The sequence below is a fragment of the Actinoplanes sp. NPDC051537 genome (assembly GCF_055586105.1).
Genome location: NZ_JBVJIU010000021.1, coordinates 37,278 through 53,616, shown reverse-complemented (window position 1 = coordinate 53,616; position 16,339 = coordinate 37,278). Strand labels below are relative to the sequence as shown.

15 protein-coding genes are annotated in these 16,339 nt (G+C 72.2%); 9 read left to right on the top strand and 6 right to left on the bottom strand.

Annotation, left to right across the window (positions count from 1 at the left end; all coding sequences use genetic code 11):
• Positions 1-33 precede the first annotated feature (33 nt).
• Both ACZ6TB_RS39695 and ACZ6TB_RS39690 read left to right on the top strand, forming a co-directional pair.
• On the top strand, positions 34-1,473 hold the full coding sequence (locus ACZ6TB_RS39695; RefSeq protein WP_465564301.1) for a coiled-coil domain-containing protein: 1,440 nt from the start codon (positions 34-36) through the stop codon (positions 1,471-1,473).
• 77 nt (positions 1,474-1,550) lie between these two features.
• The gene (locus tag ACZ6TB_RS39690) at positions 1,551-2,684 is read left to right on the top strand and encodes an AI-2E family transporter (protein ID WP_465564298.1); all 1,134 of its coding nucleotides are present in this window, start codon (positions 1,551-1,553) and stop codon (positions 2,682-2,684) included.
• Here the strand turns inward: ACZ6TB_RS39690 and ACZ6TB_RS39685 are convergent.
• The gene (locus ACZ6TB_RS39685; RefSeq protein ID WP_465563990.1) at positions 2,641-3,474 is read right to left on the bottom strand and encodes an alpha/beta hydrolase; all 834 of its coding nucleotides are present in this window, start codon (positions 3,472-3,474) and stop codon (positions 2,641-2,643) included. The two genes, ACZ6TB_RS39690 and ACZ6TB_RS39685, sit on opposite strands and share 44 nt — an antisense overlap.
• Positions 3,475-3,525: 51 nt before the next feature.
• Complete coding sequence (locus ACZ6TB_RS39680; protein ID WP_465563987.1) at positions 3,526-3,858, bottom strand: hypothetical protein; 333 nt, start codon at positions 3,856-3,858, stop codon at positions 3,526-3,528.
• Between the two features lie 53 nt (positions 3,859-3,911).
• Between ACZ6TB_RS39680 and ACZ6TB_RS39675 the strand changes: the two genes are divergently transcribed.
• From ACZ6TB_RS39675 to ACZ6TB_RS39665, 3 genes are read left to right on the top strand one after another with little or no spacing between them, the layout of a single operon-like run.
• Entirely contained in the window at positions 3,912-5,405 is a 1,494-nt protein-coding gene (locus ACZ6TB_RS39675) for an aldehyde dehydrogenase family protein (RefSeq protein WP_465563984.1), read from the top strand.
• Between the two features lie 9 nt (positions 5,406-5,414).
• A complete protein-coding gene (locus tag ACZ6TB_RS39670) occupies positions 5,415-6,050 on the top strand; it encodes an ABC transporter ATP-binding protein (protein ID WP_465563981.1) in 636 nt (211 codons plus the stop codon).
• Positions 6,047-7,555, top strand: a complete 1,509-nt coding sequence (locus ACZ6TB_RS39665; RefSeq protein WP_465563978.1) for a DUF6297 family protein — start codon at positions 6,047-6,049, stop codon at positions 7,553-7,555. Before ACZ6TB_RS39670 ends, ACZ6TB_RS39665 begins: the two co-directional genes overlap by 4 nt.
• 5 nt (positions 7,556-7,560) lie before the next feature.
• Here ACZ6TB_RS39665 and ACZ6TB_RS39660 read toward each other — a convergent pair whose 3' ends face one another.
• Positions 7,561-8,883 (bottom strand): hypothetical protein, encoded by a 1,323-nt coding sequence (locus ACZ6TB_RS39660; RefSeq protein ID WP_465563976.1) that lies wholly within the window; start codon positions 8,881-8,883, stop codon positions 7,561-7,563.
• An 8-nt stretch (positions 8,884-8,891) separates the two neighbouring features.
• The gene (locus ACZ6TB_RS39655) at positions 8,892-9,506 is read right to left on the bottom strand and encodes a DUF4126 domain-containing protein (protein ID WP_465563973.1); all 615 of its coding nucleotides are present in this window, start codon (positions 9,504-9,506) and stop codon (positions 8,892-8,894) included.
• Positions 9,507-9,560: 54 nt separating this feature from the next.
• Between ACZ6TB_RS39655 and nucS the strand changes: the two genes are divergently transcribed.
• The 3 genes from nucS to ACZ6TB_RS39640 all read left to right on the top strand — a co-directional run bounded on the left by nucS (position 9,561) and on the right by ACZ6TB_RS39640 (position 14,408).
• Positions 9,561-10,220: an endonuclease NucS gene (gene nucS / locus ACZ6TB_RS39650; protein WP_465563972.1), complete on the top strand. Its 660-nt coding sequence runs from the start codon at positions 9,561-9,563 to the stop codon at positions 10,218-10,220.
• 845 nt (positions 10,221-11,065) lie between these two features.
• Entirely contained in the window at positions 11,066-13,669 is a 2,604-nt protein-coding gene (locus ACZ6TB_RS39645) for an FtsK/SpoIIIE domain-containing protein (protein WP_465563969.1), read from the top strand.
• On the top strand, positions 13,656-14,408 hold the full coding sequence (locus ACZ6TB_RS39640; RefSeq protein WP_465563966.1) for a hypothetical protein: 753 nt from the start codon (positions 13,656-13,658) through the stop codon (positions 14,406-14,408). Before ACZ6TB_RS39645 ends, ACZ6TB_RS39640 begins: the two co-directional genes overlap by 14 nt.
• Here ACZ6TB_RS39640 and ACZ6TB_RS39635 read toward each other — a convergent pair.
• Both ACZ6TB_RS39635 and ACZ6TB_RS39630 read right to left on the bottom strand, forming a co-directional pair.
• Positions 14,405-15,253 carry an ABC transporter permease gene (locus ACZ6TB_RS39635; RefSeq protein WP_465563963.1) on the bottom strand — a complete coding sequence of 283 codons (849 nt, stop codon included), beginning with the start codon at positions 15,251-15,253 and terminating at the stop codon, positions 14,405-14,407. The genes ACZ6TB_RS39640 and ACZ6TB_RS39635 overlap by 4 nt on opposite strands.
• The gene (locus ACZ6TB_RS39630; RefSeq protein WP_465563961.1) at positions 15,250-16,131 is read right to left on the bottom strand and encodes an ABC transporter ATP-binding protein; all 882 of its coding nucleotides are present in this window, start codon (positions 16,129-16,131) and stop codon (positions 15,250-15,252) included. Before ACZ6TB_RS39630 ends, ACZ6TB_RS39635 begins: the two co-directional genes overlap by 4 nt.
• Between ACZ6TB_RS39630 and ACZ6TB_RS39625 the strand changes: the two genes are divergently transcribed.
• Entirely contained in the window at positions 16,130-16,306 is a 177-nt protein-coding gene (locus ACZ6TB_RS39625; protein WP_465563958.1) for a hypothetical protein, read from the top strand. The two genes, ACZ6TB_RS39630 and ACZ6TB_RS39625, sit on opposite strands and share 2 nt — an antisense overlap.
• Positions 16,307-16,339 lie beyond the last annotated feature (33 nt).

The following is a 16,339-nucleotide window of genomic DNA, read 5'->3' as shown; positions in this document are numbered from 1 at the left end:
ATCGGTACTTGACCGGACGATGCGTATGTGAGGATGGACAGCATGTCGCACGGCGGTGAAATCTTCGGTCTCGGCGGAGACGCGGCCACCGAACCCAGCTTCGAGACGGCCCTGCGGGGTTACGAGAAGAAGCAGGTCGAGCGGTACGTGGCCCGGGCCGAGAACGAGATCGCCGCGCTGGCGTCCGAGCGGGAGCAGGCCTACGCGCAGATCCAGGGCATGGCCGCGCAGATCGAGCGCCTCCAGCAGGAGATCACCCAGGTGCGCCGCCAGGGCGGGGTCGGGCCCGAGGTCTCGTTCCGCCACCTGGGCGCCCGGGTCGAGCAGATCCTGACGCTGGCCGAGGAGCAGGCCGAGGCGATCAAGGCCTCCGCCACCGACGACATCGCCGCCCGGCTGGCCGAGGCCGAGCGCATCCGCGCCGAGTCCGAAAAGCACGCGCACGACGGCATCCGCGACTTCGAGATCGCGCTGGCCGCCCGCCGTGCCGAGGAGGAGCGGTCCGACGCCGTCAAGCGGTCCGCGTCGGAGAAGGCGCTGTCGGCCGCCCGCCAGTCCGCCGAGCAGATGCGCGCCGAGGCCGAGAACGCGCTGGGCCGGGCCCGCGCCGAGGCCCAGCAGCTCACCGAGAAGACCGCGCGCGAGTCGCAGCGGGTGCGGGCCGAGGCCGACGGTTATGCGAAGTCGACCCGGATGCAGGCCGATCAGGAGATCAAGGCCCTCCGGGAGAAGATGCAGCAGGACATCGCGGCCCAGCGGATGGACGCCGACCGCGCCCACAACGAGCTGAAGGCCAGTGTGGAGCAGGAACTGGCCCAGCGCCGGCAGGGCGTGGTGCAGGAGCTCGCCCAGCTGCGCAGCGGCGTCGAGAAGCAGTGCGCCGACCTGCGCAGCGAGGCCGACAAGTACGCGGAGGACGTGCTCCGTCGCTCGGACGAGCAGGCCACGGCCGTACGGAAAGAGATCGCCACCCAGCAGGAGAAGATCGCTCAGGCCGCCACCGACCTCGAGGTCGCCCAGGCCAAGGTGGCCGAGGCCGAGCACCGTCTCGCCGACGCGCGGGATCGCGCCCAGGCCGGCGAGCAGGAGACCGAGCGGGTGCAGCAGCGTCTCGCCGACACCCGCAAGGACCTCGAGGCCGAGCTCAACCGGGTGGCCGAGGCCAAGCGGGCCGGCGAGGCCGCCGAGCGGCACGCCACCGACGTCCGCCGGCAGGTGCAGAAGGAAGCCAAGCGGGTCGCCGAGCTGGCGTCCGCCGCTGTCCTCGCCGCCGCCGCCTCCCCCGACGACCGGGACGACATCGACGACAGCGCGGCCCCGACGGCGGAGCCCGCCGAGAAGGCGGTGGCCGGCGGTCCGGTCGGCGCGCACGCCGCCGACGAGCCGGTCGGTCAGCACGCGGCCGGCAAGGTGACCGCCTCGGCGAAGGTGACCGTCCCGCCCGCCTCGCGCGTGGGGGCCGACGCCGACTAGCCGGGTGATAACCTCCGCCGATATCAATCGGCGTGAGGAAATCCCCGGTGACCGTAGACGATCAGACCGCTGGCGCGGTGCCGTCCGACGCTGTGCCTTCCCAAGCTGCGCCGTCCCAAGGTGGGCCGGTCGACGACGCGGTCGAGAGGGCCGAGCAGGAGGGGAAGTTCGGCCAGCCCGGGCCGCCCCTCGACCGGCGCAACCCGTTCATGATCGGGCTGCTCGGTGGGCTGGGCGTCATCCTCGCGTACGCCATCTTCCTGGGTCTTCGCAACGCGGCGTCGATCCTCGTGCTGATCTTCATCGCGATGTTCCTGGCGATCGGCCTCAACCCGGCCGTCACCCGGCTGCGCAAGTGGGGCCTGCCTCGCGGCGCCGCGGTCGCGATCGTGGCGCTGGTGGTCCTCGGGCTGCTGGTCGGCGGCATCGCGGCGCTGATCCCGCCGCTGGTCACGCAGACCAACGAGCTGATCCACAACGTGCCCGACTACCTCCAGCAGTTGCAGCGCAACAAGACCATCAACGACCTGGTCGAGCGCTACGACATCATGCAGAAGGTCACCAGCGCGGTCAACGCGGGCACGGTCGGCAACGCGGTCGGCGGGGTCGTGGGCGGCACCAAGCTGATCTTCGGAACGATCTTCAACACGCTCACCGTGCTGGTCCTGACGATCTACTTCATGGCGACGTTCGACCGGCTGCGCGAGTCGGCCTACTCGCTGGTGCCGGCGTCCCGGCGCAACCGGGTGCGGCTGCTCACCGACGAGATCCTGACCAAGGTCGGCGCGTACATGGTGGGCGCGCTCGCGATCGCCGTGGTGGCCGGCGCCAGCTCCTTCGTGCTCGCCATGATCCTCGGACTCGCCTACCCGTTCGCACTGGCCGTGGTGGTCGCCATCTGCGACCTCATCCCGCAGATCGGCGCCACCCTCGGCGCCATCATCGTGAGCCTGGTCGGCTTCGCGTCCTCGCTCACCGCCGGCATCGTCTGCGTGGCGTTCTTCATCGTCTACCAGCAGGTCGAGAACTACCTGATCTATCCGAACGTGATGCGCCGGTCGGTGAAGGTCAGTGACGTCGCGGCCGTGGTCGCGGCGCTGCTCGGGGTGGCGTTGTTCGGCGTGATCGGCGCGCTGGTGGCGATCCCGATGGTGGCCGCGATTCAGCTCATCGTTCGCGAGGTCGTGGTGCCGAGTCAGCAGAGTCGCTGAGCAGAGGGCCGGGGACGGGCACGTCGGAGAAGGCGGCGACGGTGCGGTCGGCGTACGCGTTCATGTCGCCGCTCTCCATCGGGCCGTCCCACGTCCTCGGCAGCGGGGTCGTGGTTTCGGGTGCGACCCGCTTCACGACCTCGTCCAGGACCGTCTCGGCGTCGCCGACCCAGAGGTGTTTCGCCCCTTTTATCGCGACGAGTTCGGCTTTATCGCCGAATTTCGCGGCGGCCGCCTCCGGCCGCAGGTAATCGTCGAACTCCGGGATGATCGCCGTGAGCGGCTTGCCGCTGTCGGCCCAGGCCTCCAGGTGCTCCGGCTCCGAGAACCGCAGTGGGGGCGACAGCAGGATGGCGCCCGCGACGGCCGGGTCGAGGCCATGCATCAGCGTCAGGTCGGTGCCGAAGGACCAGCCGAGCAGCCAGATGTTCGGCAATTCGGAAAAATCAGCAAATTCTATGGCGGCGGCCACGTCGTACTTCTCCCCGGCCGCGCCGTCGAAGGCGCCCTCCGAGGTTCCCCGCACGCTGCTCGTGCCGCGCGTGTTGAAGCGCAGCACGGCGATGCCGGCCAGCGCCGGCAGCCGCCACGCCGCCTTGCGGAAGACGTGACTGTCCATCATGCCGCCGTGCGTGGGCAGCGGGTGCAGGCAGACCAGCGTGGCGACCGGGTCGCGGTCGAGCGGGCGGGCCAGCTCGCCGACCAGGGTGAGGCCATCGGCGGTGTGCAGCTCGATGTCCTCCCGGCGGGCCGGAAGGATCGAGTTGGCACGGATCCGGTTGTTGCTCATGAAGAAGGCCTTCAGTCCTTTCTTGGGCGGCGGGCGGGGCGGTTGGATGGCTTATCCATACCTGGGCGCGTTGCGCGAGCGCTCCACCCCGGGGCCGCGCCGGTCACGCGCCCTCCAGCATCCCGTATGCCAGTGCCGGCGGTCGGTGAGATCGCCCGAGCCGTCCACCGGCCACGCCACCACGTGCGCGACGCCGGGGCGGATCTCCTGCATGCACCCCGGGCAGCGGTACGTCTTCGCGGCCGATCCGCCGAATATCGACCGAACCATCCACTCGCCGTCCCGCCATTGCTGGACGCCCTCGACGCCCTTGCGGACCCGTTCGTCGGTCAGTGGCGTGGGCGTGTCGTCGGCTCGACGGCGGGGATGATTACGGCGCGGCACGGAATCAAGAGTACGTAGTGACTGGCCGGTAACAATCGCCGTAGACTCCCGACATGACGGCTACTCGCGTTCCCGGCGTGCCGGTGATCGAAGACGGCGTGCTGATCTCGACCAACCCCGCCACCGGCGCCGAAGCAGGTCGCGTACCGGCCGCCGATTCTGCTTCTGTCCTGAAGGCCGTCGAAATCGCCCGCGAGGCCGCCCTCTGGTGGCAGGGCCTCGGCTACGACGGCCGCAAGGCCCGGCTCCTGCGCTGGCGCTCGCTGATCGTCCAGCGGATCGAGGAGCTGGCCCAGCTGACCAGCCTCGAGACCGGCAAGCCGAACGCGGACGCGACCGTCGAGGCGGTCGCCGCGATCGAGCACATCGACTGGGCCGCGCACCACGCCAAGCGCGTGCTCGGCCCCCGCCGCACCCGGACCCGCCTGCTGGTCGCCGAGCACAGCGGTCACCTGGAGTACCAGCCGTTCGGCGTGGTCGGCGTGATCGGCCCCTGGAACTACCCGATCGTCACGCCGGTGGGCCCGATCAGCGGCGCCCTCGCGGCCGGTAACGCCGTCGTCTTCAAGCCCAGCGAGTACACGCCGATCGTCGGCCAGTGGCTGGTCGACACGTTCGCCGAGGTGGTGCCCGAGCGGCCGGTCCTGCAGGCGGTGCACGGCCTCGGCGACGTCGGCGCCGCGCTGTGCCGCTCGGGGGCCAACAAGATGGCGTTCACCGGCTCGACCGCCACCGCCAAGAAGGTGATGGCGGCCTGCGCCGAAAACCTGGTCCCGGTGGTGATCGAGGCCGGCGGCAAGGACGCCATGATCGTCGACGCCGACGCCGACATCACGGCCGCCGCCGAGGCCGCGGTCTGGGGCGGGATGACCAACGCCGGGCAGACCTGCATCGGCATCGAGCGGGTGTACGCGGTGGCGCCCGTCTACGACCAGTTGGTCAAGGAGATCGTCGCCAAGGCGGGCAAGCTGCGCACCGGCGAGGAGATCGGCCCGATCACCATGCCGCGGCAGATCGACATCATCCGCGAGCACATCGAAGACGCGCTGGCCAAGGGTGGCAAGGCGGTGCTGGGCGGGTCCGATGCGGTCCAGCCGCCGTACGTCGCCCCGACCGTGCTCGTGGACGTGCCCGGCGACTCGACCGAGATCCGCGAGGAGACGTTCGGCCCGACGCTGACCATCACCAAGGTCGCCGACGCCGACGAGGCCGTGCGCCTGGCCAACGAGTCGAAGTACGGCCTGGGCGGCTCGGTCTTCGGCAAGAAGAACGCGGTCCGCATCGCCCGCCGGCTGCGCTCGGGCATGGTCGCGGTCAACTCGACGCTCACCTTCGTCGGCATGGGCAACCTGCCGTTCGGCGGCGTCGGCGACTCCGGCTTCGGCCGCATCCACGGCGAGGACGGCCTGCGCGAGTTCGCCCGGCCCAAGGCGATCACGGTCCGGCGCGGCCGGTCGCTGCTCCCGTCGACGACGTTCGAGCGCACGCCGGCCCAGGTCGCGCAGATTGTCAAGGCCGTGCGCCTGCTCTACGGGCGCCGATCGTAAGCTGTCCGGGTGGTAGATCACCCCGCCGTGGAGGTCGAGGGCCTGCACGTCAGCTACGGCTCGACGCCGGTGCTGGTCGGCGTCTCGCTCATCGTGCCGTCCGGCGGCGGCGTCTGCGTGACCGGCGAGAACGGCATCGGCAAGTCCACCCTGCTGCGCTGCGTGAGCAGCCTCCAGCAGCCCGACGAGGGGGAGATCCGGGTCTTCGGCGGCACGCCCGGCGCCACGCCCGAGTTCTGGCGGGCCGTGGTCACCACGGTCGAGCCGCCGACCTGGTACCCGGGACTCACCGTCCGCGAGCACGCCGAGCTGGTCTGCCGCGCCCACGGGCAGGACCCCGAGGAGGCCGGCATCGACGAGGCGCTCGAGCGTCTGGGACTGGCCGGGCACGCCGACGCGATCCCGCCGCAGCTGTCCTCGGGCCAGAAGCAGCGGCTCACGCTCGCCGTCGCGCTCGTACGGCCCAGCTCGCTGTTGATCCTCGACGAGCCCGAGCAGCGCCTCGACCCCGAGGGCCGGGAGGAGGTCGCCGCGCTGCTCGCCACCTACGTGGCCGACGGCGGCTCGCTGCTGATGGCCAGCCACGACGACAAGTTCGCGGCGGCCTCGGGCGCGGAGGTCACCACCATGGAGTCCTTGGTATGACCGCGGCCGTGGTCCCGCTCGCTCCGGTCCGGCGCTGGATCGGCCGGCGGCAGTCGGCCCATCGCGAGCGCGGCGCCACCGCCGGCAACATCTACTTCGCCCTGCTCTTCGTGGCCGTGGTCGGCGGCATGGTGCACAAGCAGCTCGCCGTCGTCTTCTGGCCGACCGCGCCGAACGCGTCCCGCCTGGTTGCCGCCTCCCTGGTCCCGGTCCTGTTCGGCCTGCTCTACCTGGCGTTGCGGCGGTTCGGCCCGCTGGCGCTGAGCCGTCCGGCGGCCTCCTGGCTGCTGCCGGCGCCGGTGAGCCGTCGCCGGCTGCTGCTGCCGTCGCTGCGGCTCACCGCGATCGCGGCGGCGGTGATCGGCGCGCTGGCCGGCCTCGCGATCGTCGGGCACGCGGCGCCGCGCACGCTGGGCGGTTCCGCGATCGCCCTGCTCGGCTCCGGCGCCGGCCTGGCCGGCATCGCGCTGCTGCTGGTGGCTTTGGCGGCACAGGCCGGCGGCCGGTGGGGCGAGCGGGTCGACGCGGTGGTCTCGCTGCTGCTCGCGGCCGGGCTGGCCGGGCTGGTCACGGACGCGACCTCGGGCGATGCGGTCGCGGTCGGTGGGTGGCCGCCGGCCACCACGCTGCTTCCGGTGGTGGGCGCGTTCGCGCTGGTCGTGGCGTTCCTGTTCGCATTGGCCGTACGAGGACTCGCGCGCACGCCGAACGAACGGATCCTGGAAGCGGCCAAGACCGCGGGCACCCTGTTCGACACGGCGTTCGGCATGGAGCCGTCGTTCCTCACCGACATGATCGAGCGGCGCTACTGGGCGCGGCGCAAACTGCGGTCGATCCGCTTCCCGGCGCGGCTGCCGGTTCTGGTCACCCAGGACCTGCTGCTCGTGGCCCGCCGCCGGCGCCGGGTGCTGTGGCTGGCGCTGGCCGCGGCCCTGCCGGTGCTGCTCGCCGACGCGCCCGGCGCCCTCACCGGCATCGCCATCCTGATCGGCGCGCTGCTGGCCGGCTCGACCTCGGGCGGCAACGTCAAGACCGACGCCGGCAACCCGGTGCTGCTGCGCATGCTCGGCCTCAGCTCCCGCCAGGCGGTCCTCCAGCGCATGTGGGTGCCCGGCGCCCTCGCCGCGATCTGGTCGGCCCTGGCGCTGGGCCTGCTCGAGGCCCTGGACGACCTGCCGGCCGGCCCGTGGTGGGCGCTCGGCCTGGCCCTCGGCCCGGTGGGCGCGGTCGCGGCCGTCCGGCGTGCCCGGGTCGGCTTCGTCCGCAACGAGTTGCTGCCGCTCGACACCCCGATGGGCACCGTCTCGACCGGCCCGCTGGTCAACGCGGCGATCGGCCCCGACGCGCTGCTGCTCGGCCTGCCCGCCCTGGTCGAGATCGCCCAGGGCCACCCGCTGTCCTGGCTGACCGTGCTGACCCAGGCCGTGGTCGGCGGGGTCGGCGCCCGCGCCTACCTGGCCGGCACCACCGCCACCGACCGCGTCGAGCTGAGCGCCACCCGCTGAGTTTGCTAGCGCGCCCGGACGCGGGTCAGCCAGCGCGGATCGGCGCGCGTCAGCTCATCCCACAGCCGGCGGGCCACGATCGAGGCGCCCTCCTCCTGCCATCGGCGCAGCTTGCGGCGGGGCACGTACCGGCGCATCCAGGCCAGCGCCAACCGCGTCTCCCGATCCAGGCCGTCGGTGCGGAGCCTTCGCTCGTACGGGTTGAGGTCGAGCACCGAGCAGAAGTACAACGCGTTGTAATGCCGCCACTCGTCCGTCGTCCCGAAGGCGCCGGCCGGGCGCAACCGATCGACGCTCTCCGCCAGCACCGCCCGCAGCTCCATCGCCCGCGCCAGCGGCTGCTCGATGGTCAGGCCGGTGAGCCGCCGGTCGACCGCCGGCAGGTCGGTGAGCGGGCTGCGCATGAGCCGTCCCAACCGTCCGTAGTTGTCCAGCGCCTGCCGGGTGAAGCGCAGGAAGTCCTCCTGCCCGGTAGTGATCAGCCGGTGCCGCTGGCGGCGCCGGGGCAGCGAGTCGGCCAGCCGGAGCAGCGCCGCGCGGTCCTGCCGCAGCCGCGCGTCGTGCCGGAACGCGATCGCGTCGAACGCCCGGCGCAGGTGCCCGATCAGCCCGATGCCGGTCATCACCATCGCGACCAGCACGAACTGAAGAACGATCACCGCCGTGCCGTCGACCGTGAGCAGGGTGATCGCGGCCGGCGCCCCGATCGTCAGCACCCCGATGAGCGCGGCGGTCAGCGAGCGAATCAGGTCGGGCCGCAGCCGCTCGCCCACGTCGAGCGCGTCGCCGACGGCCACCAGGAACGCCAGCATCATCAGGTCGACGCCGATCGCCACCACCACGAGCACGGGCGCGCCCAGCTCGACCGGAAGCAGCAGCACGGCGAGCCCGGCCGCGTAGAGCGCCGCCACCACCGCCATCGCCGACGGCAGGATGGTCGGCTGCACCTGATCGCGGAACCGCCAGAGCAGCACGATGCCGCCGGCCAGCGGCGCGAGCACGACGAGACGCCCGGGCGAGGGCAGCACGATCGCCATGACCAGGAACGGCCCGGCGGCGATCATCCAGCCGAGGTTGATCTGGCGGCGCTCCGGCAGCATGCGGGGCAGCAGGGCGACCGCGGTGCCGGCCCAGAACAGCGCGGGCACGCAGAGCAGAATCTCGGCGGTGGCCGATCCGGGCGCGATGGTCCAGGCGACGACCCCGATCCCGTACGCGGCGAGCGCCGCGGCCGCGCGAACCAGAGGCGCGCGGGCCGGATCACGTCCGATCAGGTAGCAGGCCGCCCACCACGAAAGGGCGAAGACGGGCACGGCGATCGCGGGCACCCGAGCAGTCAACCAAACGGGTGACCCGAACCGGAAGCCGCGAGGGCCCGCTTGCGTTTGCGCCGGCGCGCCACCGCGACCGCGCCCCAGATCAGCAAACCGAGTCCGACCAGGACCAACACCGGCATGAGGATGGCCAGAATCGACATCAGCACGCTGCCGATGTCTTCGATCGTGGAGGCCACCGGCGCGCCGAAGCCGGCCGTGCTGACGTTCACCACCGGGCGGGCCGCCGCCTTGACGCCGTGCACGCAGAGCGCGATGAGCACGCCGGCCGCGACCGGCACCCATTGGTGTGAGCCGAAGAACGACCCCGGGTCGCTCACCGTCACGGTCTGCGAGGCCGAGCCGGCCCCGAACGCGAGACCGCCCGCGGTCGGCCGCACGACGGTCTGCACCACGTCGTTCAGGTGGTCGACCACCGGCACCTTGTCCGCCACGACCTCGACGGCCAGCAGTACGGCGAGGATCAGCAGCACCCAGCCGTTGGACAGCCACGACCAGCCGCTGGGCAGATTGATCATGTCGGTGTAGCGGGCCAGCAGGCCCATCACCATGAGGGGGATATAGGCATTCAAGCCGGCGGATGCCGCGAGGCCGGTACCGGTCAACGCTTCGAGCACGACTCCAGGATGGCACCCGCACGCGAGTCCCGCCGGTTCCGCTACTGTCGTCCGGTGCGTCTGGTCATCGCGAAGTGCTCCGTCGACTACGTCGGCCGGCTGTCCGCCCACCTGCCCCTCGCCACCCGGCTGCTGATGGTCAAGGCCGACGGCTCGGTGTCCATTCACGCCGACGACCGCGCCTACAAGCCACTGAACTGGATGAGCCCACCCTGCAAGCTGCAGGAGGCGGAGGGCGTCTGGAAGGTGGTGAACAAGGCGGGCGAGGAGCTGCGGATCACCCTCGAGGAAATCTTCCAGGACACGTCGTACGACCTGGGCGTCGACCCCGGCCTGCAGAAGGACGGCGTGGAGGCGCACCTCCAGGAGCTGCTGGCGGCCCTGCCCGAGACGTTCGGCCCCGGCTGGACCCTGGTGCGCCGCGAGTTCATGACCGCGATCGGCCCCGTGGACCTCCTTTGCAAGGACGCCAACGGCAAATCGGTAGCCGTAGAGATCAAACGCCGAGGCGAAATAGACGGCGTGGAGCAGCTGACCCGCTACCTGGAACTGATGAACCGCGACCCGCTGCTGGCCCCCGTGCAGGGCGTCTTCGCCGCCCAGGAGATCAAGCCCCAGGCCCGCGTCCTGGCCACCGACCGAGGAATCCGCTGCGTGGTAGTCGACTACGACAAACTGCGCGGCATGGAGCGCGACGAGCTGACGCTGTTCTGACCCCTCGTCCTCGCCGCCCCGCCTGTGGATAGTCACGCGTTTTTGTCGTACCCATTCGCTTAACTCGACCCCACCCAGTTGATCGGGTGGGGCCTGTCCGGCCGGCTCAAAGCCGCAGCCCACCGCCGAGCTCGCCCGGCTCTGCTCACCAATACGCGCGGCTTGCCGCCGTACATCGCGCCGCCCGTCACCGACACCGCGCCGCACGCTGGCTGCCGCCCTCATGGCGTCGCCCGCCGCCCTCAAGCGAGACCGCCACCGTCACCGCGCCGCCCGCCGCCCGCCGCCGTGCCGGGCCTGAGGCGCGCGTATCGGTAAGCAGAGCTGCGGGTCGGCGGCCCACCACGCGCATATCAGTGAGCCCTCACACGAGACCGCCACCTTCGCCGCGCCACCTTCGCCGCGCCACCCTCACCGCGCCGCCCGCCGCCCGCCGCCGCGCCAGGCCTGAGGCGCGCGTATCGGTAAGCAGAGCTGCGGGTCGGCCGCCCACCACGCGCGTATCAGTGAGCCCTCACACGAGACCGCCACCCTCACCGCGCGACCGTCGCCGCACGAGCATCACCCTCAGCGGCCGTCATCTCGCGACCGCCACGCTCACCCTCGCGACCGCCACCGTCACCCCCGCGACTGTCACCCTCACCGCGGCCCGACGCCCAAGCACTCACCCGCGGCCACCACCCCAGGCACTCACCGAGCGACCACCCCCAGCTCTGCTCACCCATACGCGCCACCTCGCACAAAGGCGGCAAACCTCGGCGCGCCACGCGGCGACACGCAGCACAAAATCGCTTCGTTCGGGGCGAAATAGGTAAAATCCCCCATCGTGAAAATTCGGGGGTCGAGTGGCTAGCCACCGCAACGCGCTGGTCGCCGCCGTGCGGCAGGAGCTGGCCGAGGCGCGCGGCGCGGCCCGGGCCGTCCTGGCCGCGGCGGAGACGGCGCGCGGCGAGGCGCAGACCCGGCGACGGCTGGTGCGGGACGCGTATTCGACGTGCCTGAACCAGCTCGCCGAGGCGCGCGACACGGCCCGCCGCGACATCCAGCGCCGCTTCCAGTACGAGAACACCAAGCTGGCCGGCAACGTCCGCCGGGTGGCCGCGCTCAGCGCCGTGGGGGCGGCCGGCGCGCCCTGGCGGCTGTGGGCGCCCAGCGAACCCGAGCGCGGCAGCCGCCCCGGCCTGCTGCGGATCGGCACGCTCGCCCTCGACGACACCGCCCCACTCCCCGCGCTCGTCCCGTTCCTGGACGCGGCCCACCTCGAGCTCACCGGCCCGGCCTCGATCGTGGACGGCGTCATCACCGGCGTTCTCCTGCGCGCCCTCGGCAGCACCAAGCCGGGCGACATCCAGCTCACCGTCTACGACCCCGAGCACCTCGGCGGCACGCTCGCCCCGTTCGCGCCGCTGGGCATCTCGTTCGTCGGGCCGGGCGGCCTCGGGCCGATGCTGGACGAGCTGGTCGAGCACATCTGCCGGGTCAACGAGACCGTCCTCGCCGGCGAGCACGCCTCGCTCGCCGACCTCATCGCGGCCGGTGGCACCGCGCCGCGGCCGGAGCCCTGGCGGGTGATCGTGCTGCTCGCCGACGCCGCCACCGCCGACGAGCTGACCAACGGCCAGCGCGCGCAGCTGGATCGGATCGCTCGCACGGGCGTCGCCTGCGGCGTACATCTGATCGTTCGTGGTCTTCGCCTCAAAGACCACCCCACCGTGTTGCGGATCGACGCCGGCGAGCAGGCCGCCACCTGCGACGTCACCGGCGACCTGGAGATCCGGCTCGACCCGCCGCCGCCCACCGACCGGGTCGCCGCCTTCTGCCGGTCGACCGCCGAGCGGATGCGCGCCGGACCGCCGCCCGCCCGCCTCGCCGACCTCTCGCCCGCGACCTTCTGGGCCGAGTCCTCGACCGAGGGCCTGCACGCCCCGATCGGCGACAGCACCGACGGCACCCTGATCGACGTGCCGCTCGGCGACGACCCGCCGCATGCCCTGATCGGCGGCCCGTCCGGCTCCGGCAAGACCAACCTCATCTACGCCTGGCTGGCCGCGCTCGCCACCCGGTACGGCCCCGCCGAGCTGGCCCTCTACCTGCTCGACTTCAAGGAGGGCGTCTCCTTCGCCCGGTACGTGCCCGGCCCGCGCGACCCGAGCTGGCTGCCCCAGGTGCGGCTGGCCGGCATCAACGTCAACGGTGATCGCGAGTTCGGCCTGGCCATGCTCCGGCACCTCGGCGAGGAGCTGCGCACCCGGGCGCAGGCCGCCAAGCGGCACGACGCCAGCAAGCTCGCCGAGTTGCGGGCCGAGGACCCCGAGGGCGCCTGGCCGCGAATAGTGGCCGTCATCGACGAGTTCCAGGTGCTGCTCGGCGGCCGGGACGCGGTCGCCGACGAGGCCGTCACCCTGCTCGAGGACCTGGCCCGCCGCGGCCGTTCGCAGGGCATCCACCTGATCCTCGCCTCCCAGGACGTCTCCGGCATCGAGGCGTTGTGGGGCCGCACCGGGCTGGTCGGCCAGTTCACGCTGCGCATCGCGCTACCCAAGGCCCGTCGAATCCTGGCCGAGAACAACCTGGCCGCGGCCGTCATCCCCCGGCACCACGCGGTGGTGAACACCGAGGCCGGCGCGCCCGGGGCCAACGTCGTCGTGCGGCTTCCGGACGCCGGCGACCGGCTCGTCTGGCGTACGCTCCAGCGCCGTCTCTGGCGGATGCGGCCGGACGGCTGCGAGGAGCCCCGGCTGTTCGACGGCGACGCCGTGCCCCGCCTGCCCGCCGTCTGCCGGCCCGCCGGCGTGGTCCCGGACGTCGACTCGCCGGTCGGCTCGTCTCCAGGCGCCGTGCTCGGCGAGCGGATCGACGTGGCCGCCCGTCCCGCGCGCCTGCGTCTCGGCCGCATGCCCGGCCGCAACCTGGCCGTCCTCGGCACCCGCACCGACGAGGCGTGTGACGTGCTCGCGGCCGCGGCGCTGTCGCTCGCCGCCCAGGGTCCGGCCCGCTTCAGCGTCGTCTGCCTCGACCCGGACGCGGGCGGGGCGGCCGCGCGGCTCATCGCCGAGCTGCCCTCCGCCGACTGGTACGACGACGTGCCCGAGCCGGCCGCGTCGGACATCCCGCACTACGTCCTCGGCTATGCGCTGGACGCCGGCGCCGACCAGGCCACGCTGCGGCGGCTGCTCATCGACGGCCCCGAGCAGCGCACGCACGTCCTGGGCTGGTGGCGGTCGGTCTCCCGGCTGCGCGACAGCCTCGGCGGCCCGGCGAGCCGGCTCGACCCGATCGGCGCCTGGGTCGCGCTCGACGTGCAGGGCGCCGACCTGGCCCCGCTCTATCCCCAGCCCGGCGGCCCGGCCTGGTATCCGCGCACCCGCCGGGCCCTGTTCTTCGACCGCTCGGTGCACCGCACTCCCGAAGTGATCATCCCGTACGAGGTGAACAGTGACCACACGTGACCGGCAGCCGATCGGCCGCGACTACCAGCTGATGGTCAGCGCCCTGGCCGAGGCCACCCGGCGCCGCGAGACCGAGCTGGGCGGCGCCGAGCAGGCCTATCAGGAGAGTGCGGCCCAGGCGGCGGGCGAGCTGGCCCGGGCCGAGGGCGACGCGCTGTCGGCCGACCGCTGGGCGGGCGCGGCGGCCGCGCAGGTGCTCGACGTCGACCGCGAGGCCGAGCGGCTGTGGGACCAGCTGCGGCGGGCGCGCGGCCTGCGGGTGCGGGCGCTGGGCGAGGTGCCCGAGCCGGCGCCGATGGAGACGCTGCCGCGCGTCGCGCTTCCCCGCAACCCCGCCGACGGCACACCGCCGCCGCCCAGCCCTGAGGCGCCGACCGTGCTGCTGGCGCGGGTGGCGTCGCGCATCGACGTGACGATCCGCCCCGCCGCCCGGCGTGCGCTCCCCCGCTGGGCACTGCCGCTGCTGCCGCTGGTGGGCGCGCTGTTCGCGGCCCTTGCCGGCCTGGTGGCGTCGGGCTTGGTGACGATCGGCGGTACGGGTGTCTGGGGCGGCCCGCTCCTGCGCGGCATCGGGTGGCTGACCTTCCTCGCGGCCCCGTCCACCGGCGTGCCGGTAGCGGCGTTGCTGGCTCATCGCCGCCTCGAGGCCCGCCTCGACATCGGCGGCATCGGCCTCACGCTGCTCGGCGGCATGATCGCCGCCACCCTGATGTCGCTCGCCTTCGCCGCCACCCACTAACCGTCGCGCTTGGTCGTCCACTTGAACGTGGTCAGGCACAGAATCAGGGCCAGCACGCACCACCCCGCCAGCACCGCCGCGACCATCGGCAGGTTGAACGACCCGCCCGGCTCCTGCGCCCCGAACGACTCCGGGAGAAAGACCGACCGCAGCCCCTGGCACAGCCATTTCAGCGGGAACAGGGCCGCCACGTTCTGCATCCAGGTCGGCAGGCTCGTGAACACGAAGAAGACGCCGGAGATGAACTGCAGGATCAGCGCCACCGGCGTGACCACGGCCGGCGCGCTGCGACCGGTGCGGGCGACCGACGAGAACGCCACCCCGCACAGCGTGCACGCCGTGATCCCGAGCGCCGACACCCACAGGAAGGTCAGCCACTTCTCGGCCGTGTCGGGCAGCTTCAGGCCGTAGAGCAGCGACGCCACGGTCAGCAGGATGACCGTCTCGAGCAGCGCGATGAACGCGACCATCAGCACCTTGCCCGCGAAGTACACCCATTTCGGCATCGGCGTGCCGAGGAACCGTTTCAGCACCCCCCGATCGCGCTCCTGCGGAATCTGAATGGCGAGCGCCTGGAAGCCGGCCGTCATCAGCCCCGTGCCGATCATGCCGGTCACGAAGTACTGCGTGAACTTCACCCCGTCGGCGATCGTGCCGCTGAAGATCGAGCCGAACACCAGAATCATGATCGCCGGAAACGCCAGCGTGAACATGACCTGCTCCCGGCTGCGCATGAACTGCCGGACCTCCATGCCGCCCTGCGCCCGCCCGAGCTCGACGGCGCCCGCCCGCCGCCCCGCGCGAGTCTCCACCGTGGTCACCTCACGCACCCGATCACCGTTCATGCCGCGTCCCCGATCATCTCCAGGTAGACGTCCTCGAGCGTCGGCCGCGTCACGGTCAGCCCCGGCACCTCACCGTCGAACCGCGCGGCCAGATCGGCGACGACGGCCGTAGGCGTAGCGCTCTCTGTCCGCTCCCAGCCGCCCTCGGCCGTACGCCAGGAAATGGTCGCCAAGGCCGAGTCGCGCCGCCCCAGAGATCGCGGCGTGTCCACCGCGATCAACTGCCCCCGGGCGATCACCCCCACCCGATCGGCCAGCGCCTCGGCCTCCTCCAGATAGTGCGTGGTCAGCACGATCGTCGTGCCCCCCGCCTGCAGATCCCGGATCAGCGCCCAGAACTCCCGCCGCGCCTCCGGATCGAACCCGGTCGTAGGCTCGTCGAGAAACAGCAGGTCGGGCCGCCCGATGATGCCGAGCGCCACATCGAGCCGCCGTTTCTGCCCACCCGAGAGCGTGTGCGTGCGAGCCCGCGCCTTGTCGGTCAGCCCGACCCGCTCGATCACCGCCGTGGGATCGTCGGCCGCCGGATAGAACCGCGCGAAATGCCGCACCACCTCAGCCACGGTCAGCTCGTCGAACTCCCCCGTGCCCTGCAGCACGATGCCCACCCGCTCGCGCCACCGTTTGGCATCCGCGTCGGAGGTGGTCCCACGCCCGCCGTTGACCACCGCCGGATCGATCCCGAGCACGCTGACCTCGCCACCGTCGCGCTTCCGATAGCCCTCGAGAATCTCCACAGTGGTCGTCTTCCCCGCGCCGTTGGGCCCGAGCAGCGCGAACACCTCGCCATAGGCCACGTCGAGATCGATCGCACTCACCGCGACGTTGCCGTCGTAGGCCTTACGCAACGCTCGCACCCGGATCGCAGGATCGTCCATGCCGACGACAGTAGAGGGCGGCTACGACAATTTCCGCCCGCTCGATTCGAAGATCAAATTCATCATGTCGTGCGTGGGTGGTGGGTACGAGACGTCGCTCCCGCCGGGACCCGGCCGGGCCGAGCAGGGCGCCGGAGCGCCCAAAGCGCTCACCCCACCCGGGCGACGTGCGTGAGCGGTCGCGCTCACCCCCTGAGCGTCGGCCCAG

What these genes read in the sequence shown, in the direction of transcription:
- ACZ6TB_RS39635 (WP_465563963.1), bottom strand. Translation starts at nt 15,253, where the DNA reads ATGAACGGTGATCGGGTGCGTGAGGTGACCACGGTGGAGACTCGCGCG.
- ACZ6TB_RS39675 (WP_465563984.1), top strand. Translation starts at nt 3,912, where the DNA reads ATGACGGCTACTCGCGTTCCCGGCGTGCCGGTGATCGAAGACGGCGTG.
- ACZ6TB_RS39665 (WP_465563978.1), top strand. Translation starts at nt 6,047, where the DNA reads ATGACCGCGGCCGTGGTCCCGCTCGCTCCGGTCCGGCGCTGGATCGGC.
- ACZ6TB_RS39685 (WP_465563990.1), bottom strand. Translation starts at nt 3,474, where the DNA reads ATGAGCAACAACCGGATCCGTGCCAACTCGATCCTTCCGGCCCGCCGG.
- ACZ6TB_RS39625 (WP_465563958.1), top strand. Translation starts at nt 16,130, where the DNA reads ATGCCGACGACAGTAGAGGGCGGCTACGACAATTTCCGCCCGCTCGAT.
- ACZ6TB_RS39695 (WP_465564301.1), top strand. Translation starts at nt 34, where the DNA reads ATGGACAGCATGTCGCACGGCGGTGAAATCTTCGGTCTCGGCGGAGAC.
- ACZ6TB_RS39630 (WP_465563961.1), bottom strand. Translation starts at nt 16,131, where the DNA reads ATGGACGATCCTGCGATCCGGGTGCGAGCGTTGCGTAAGGCCTACGAC.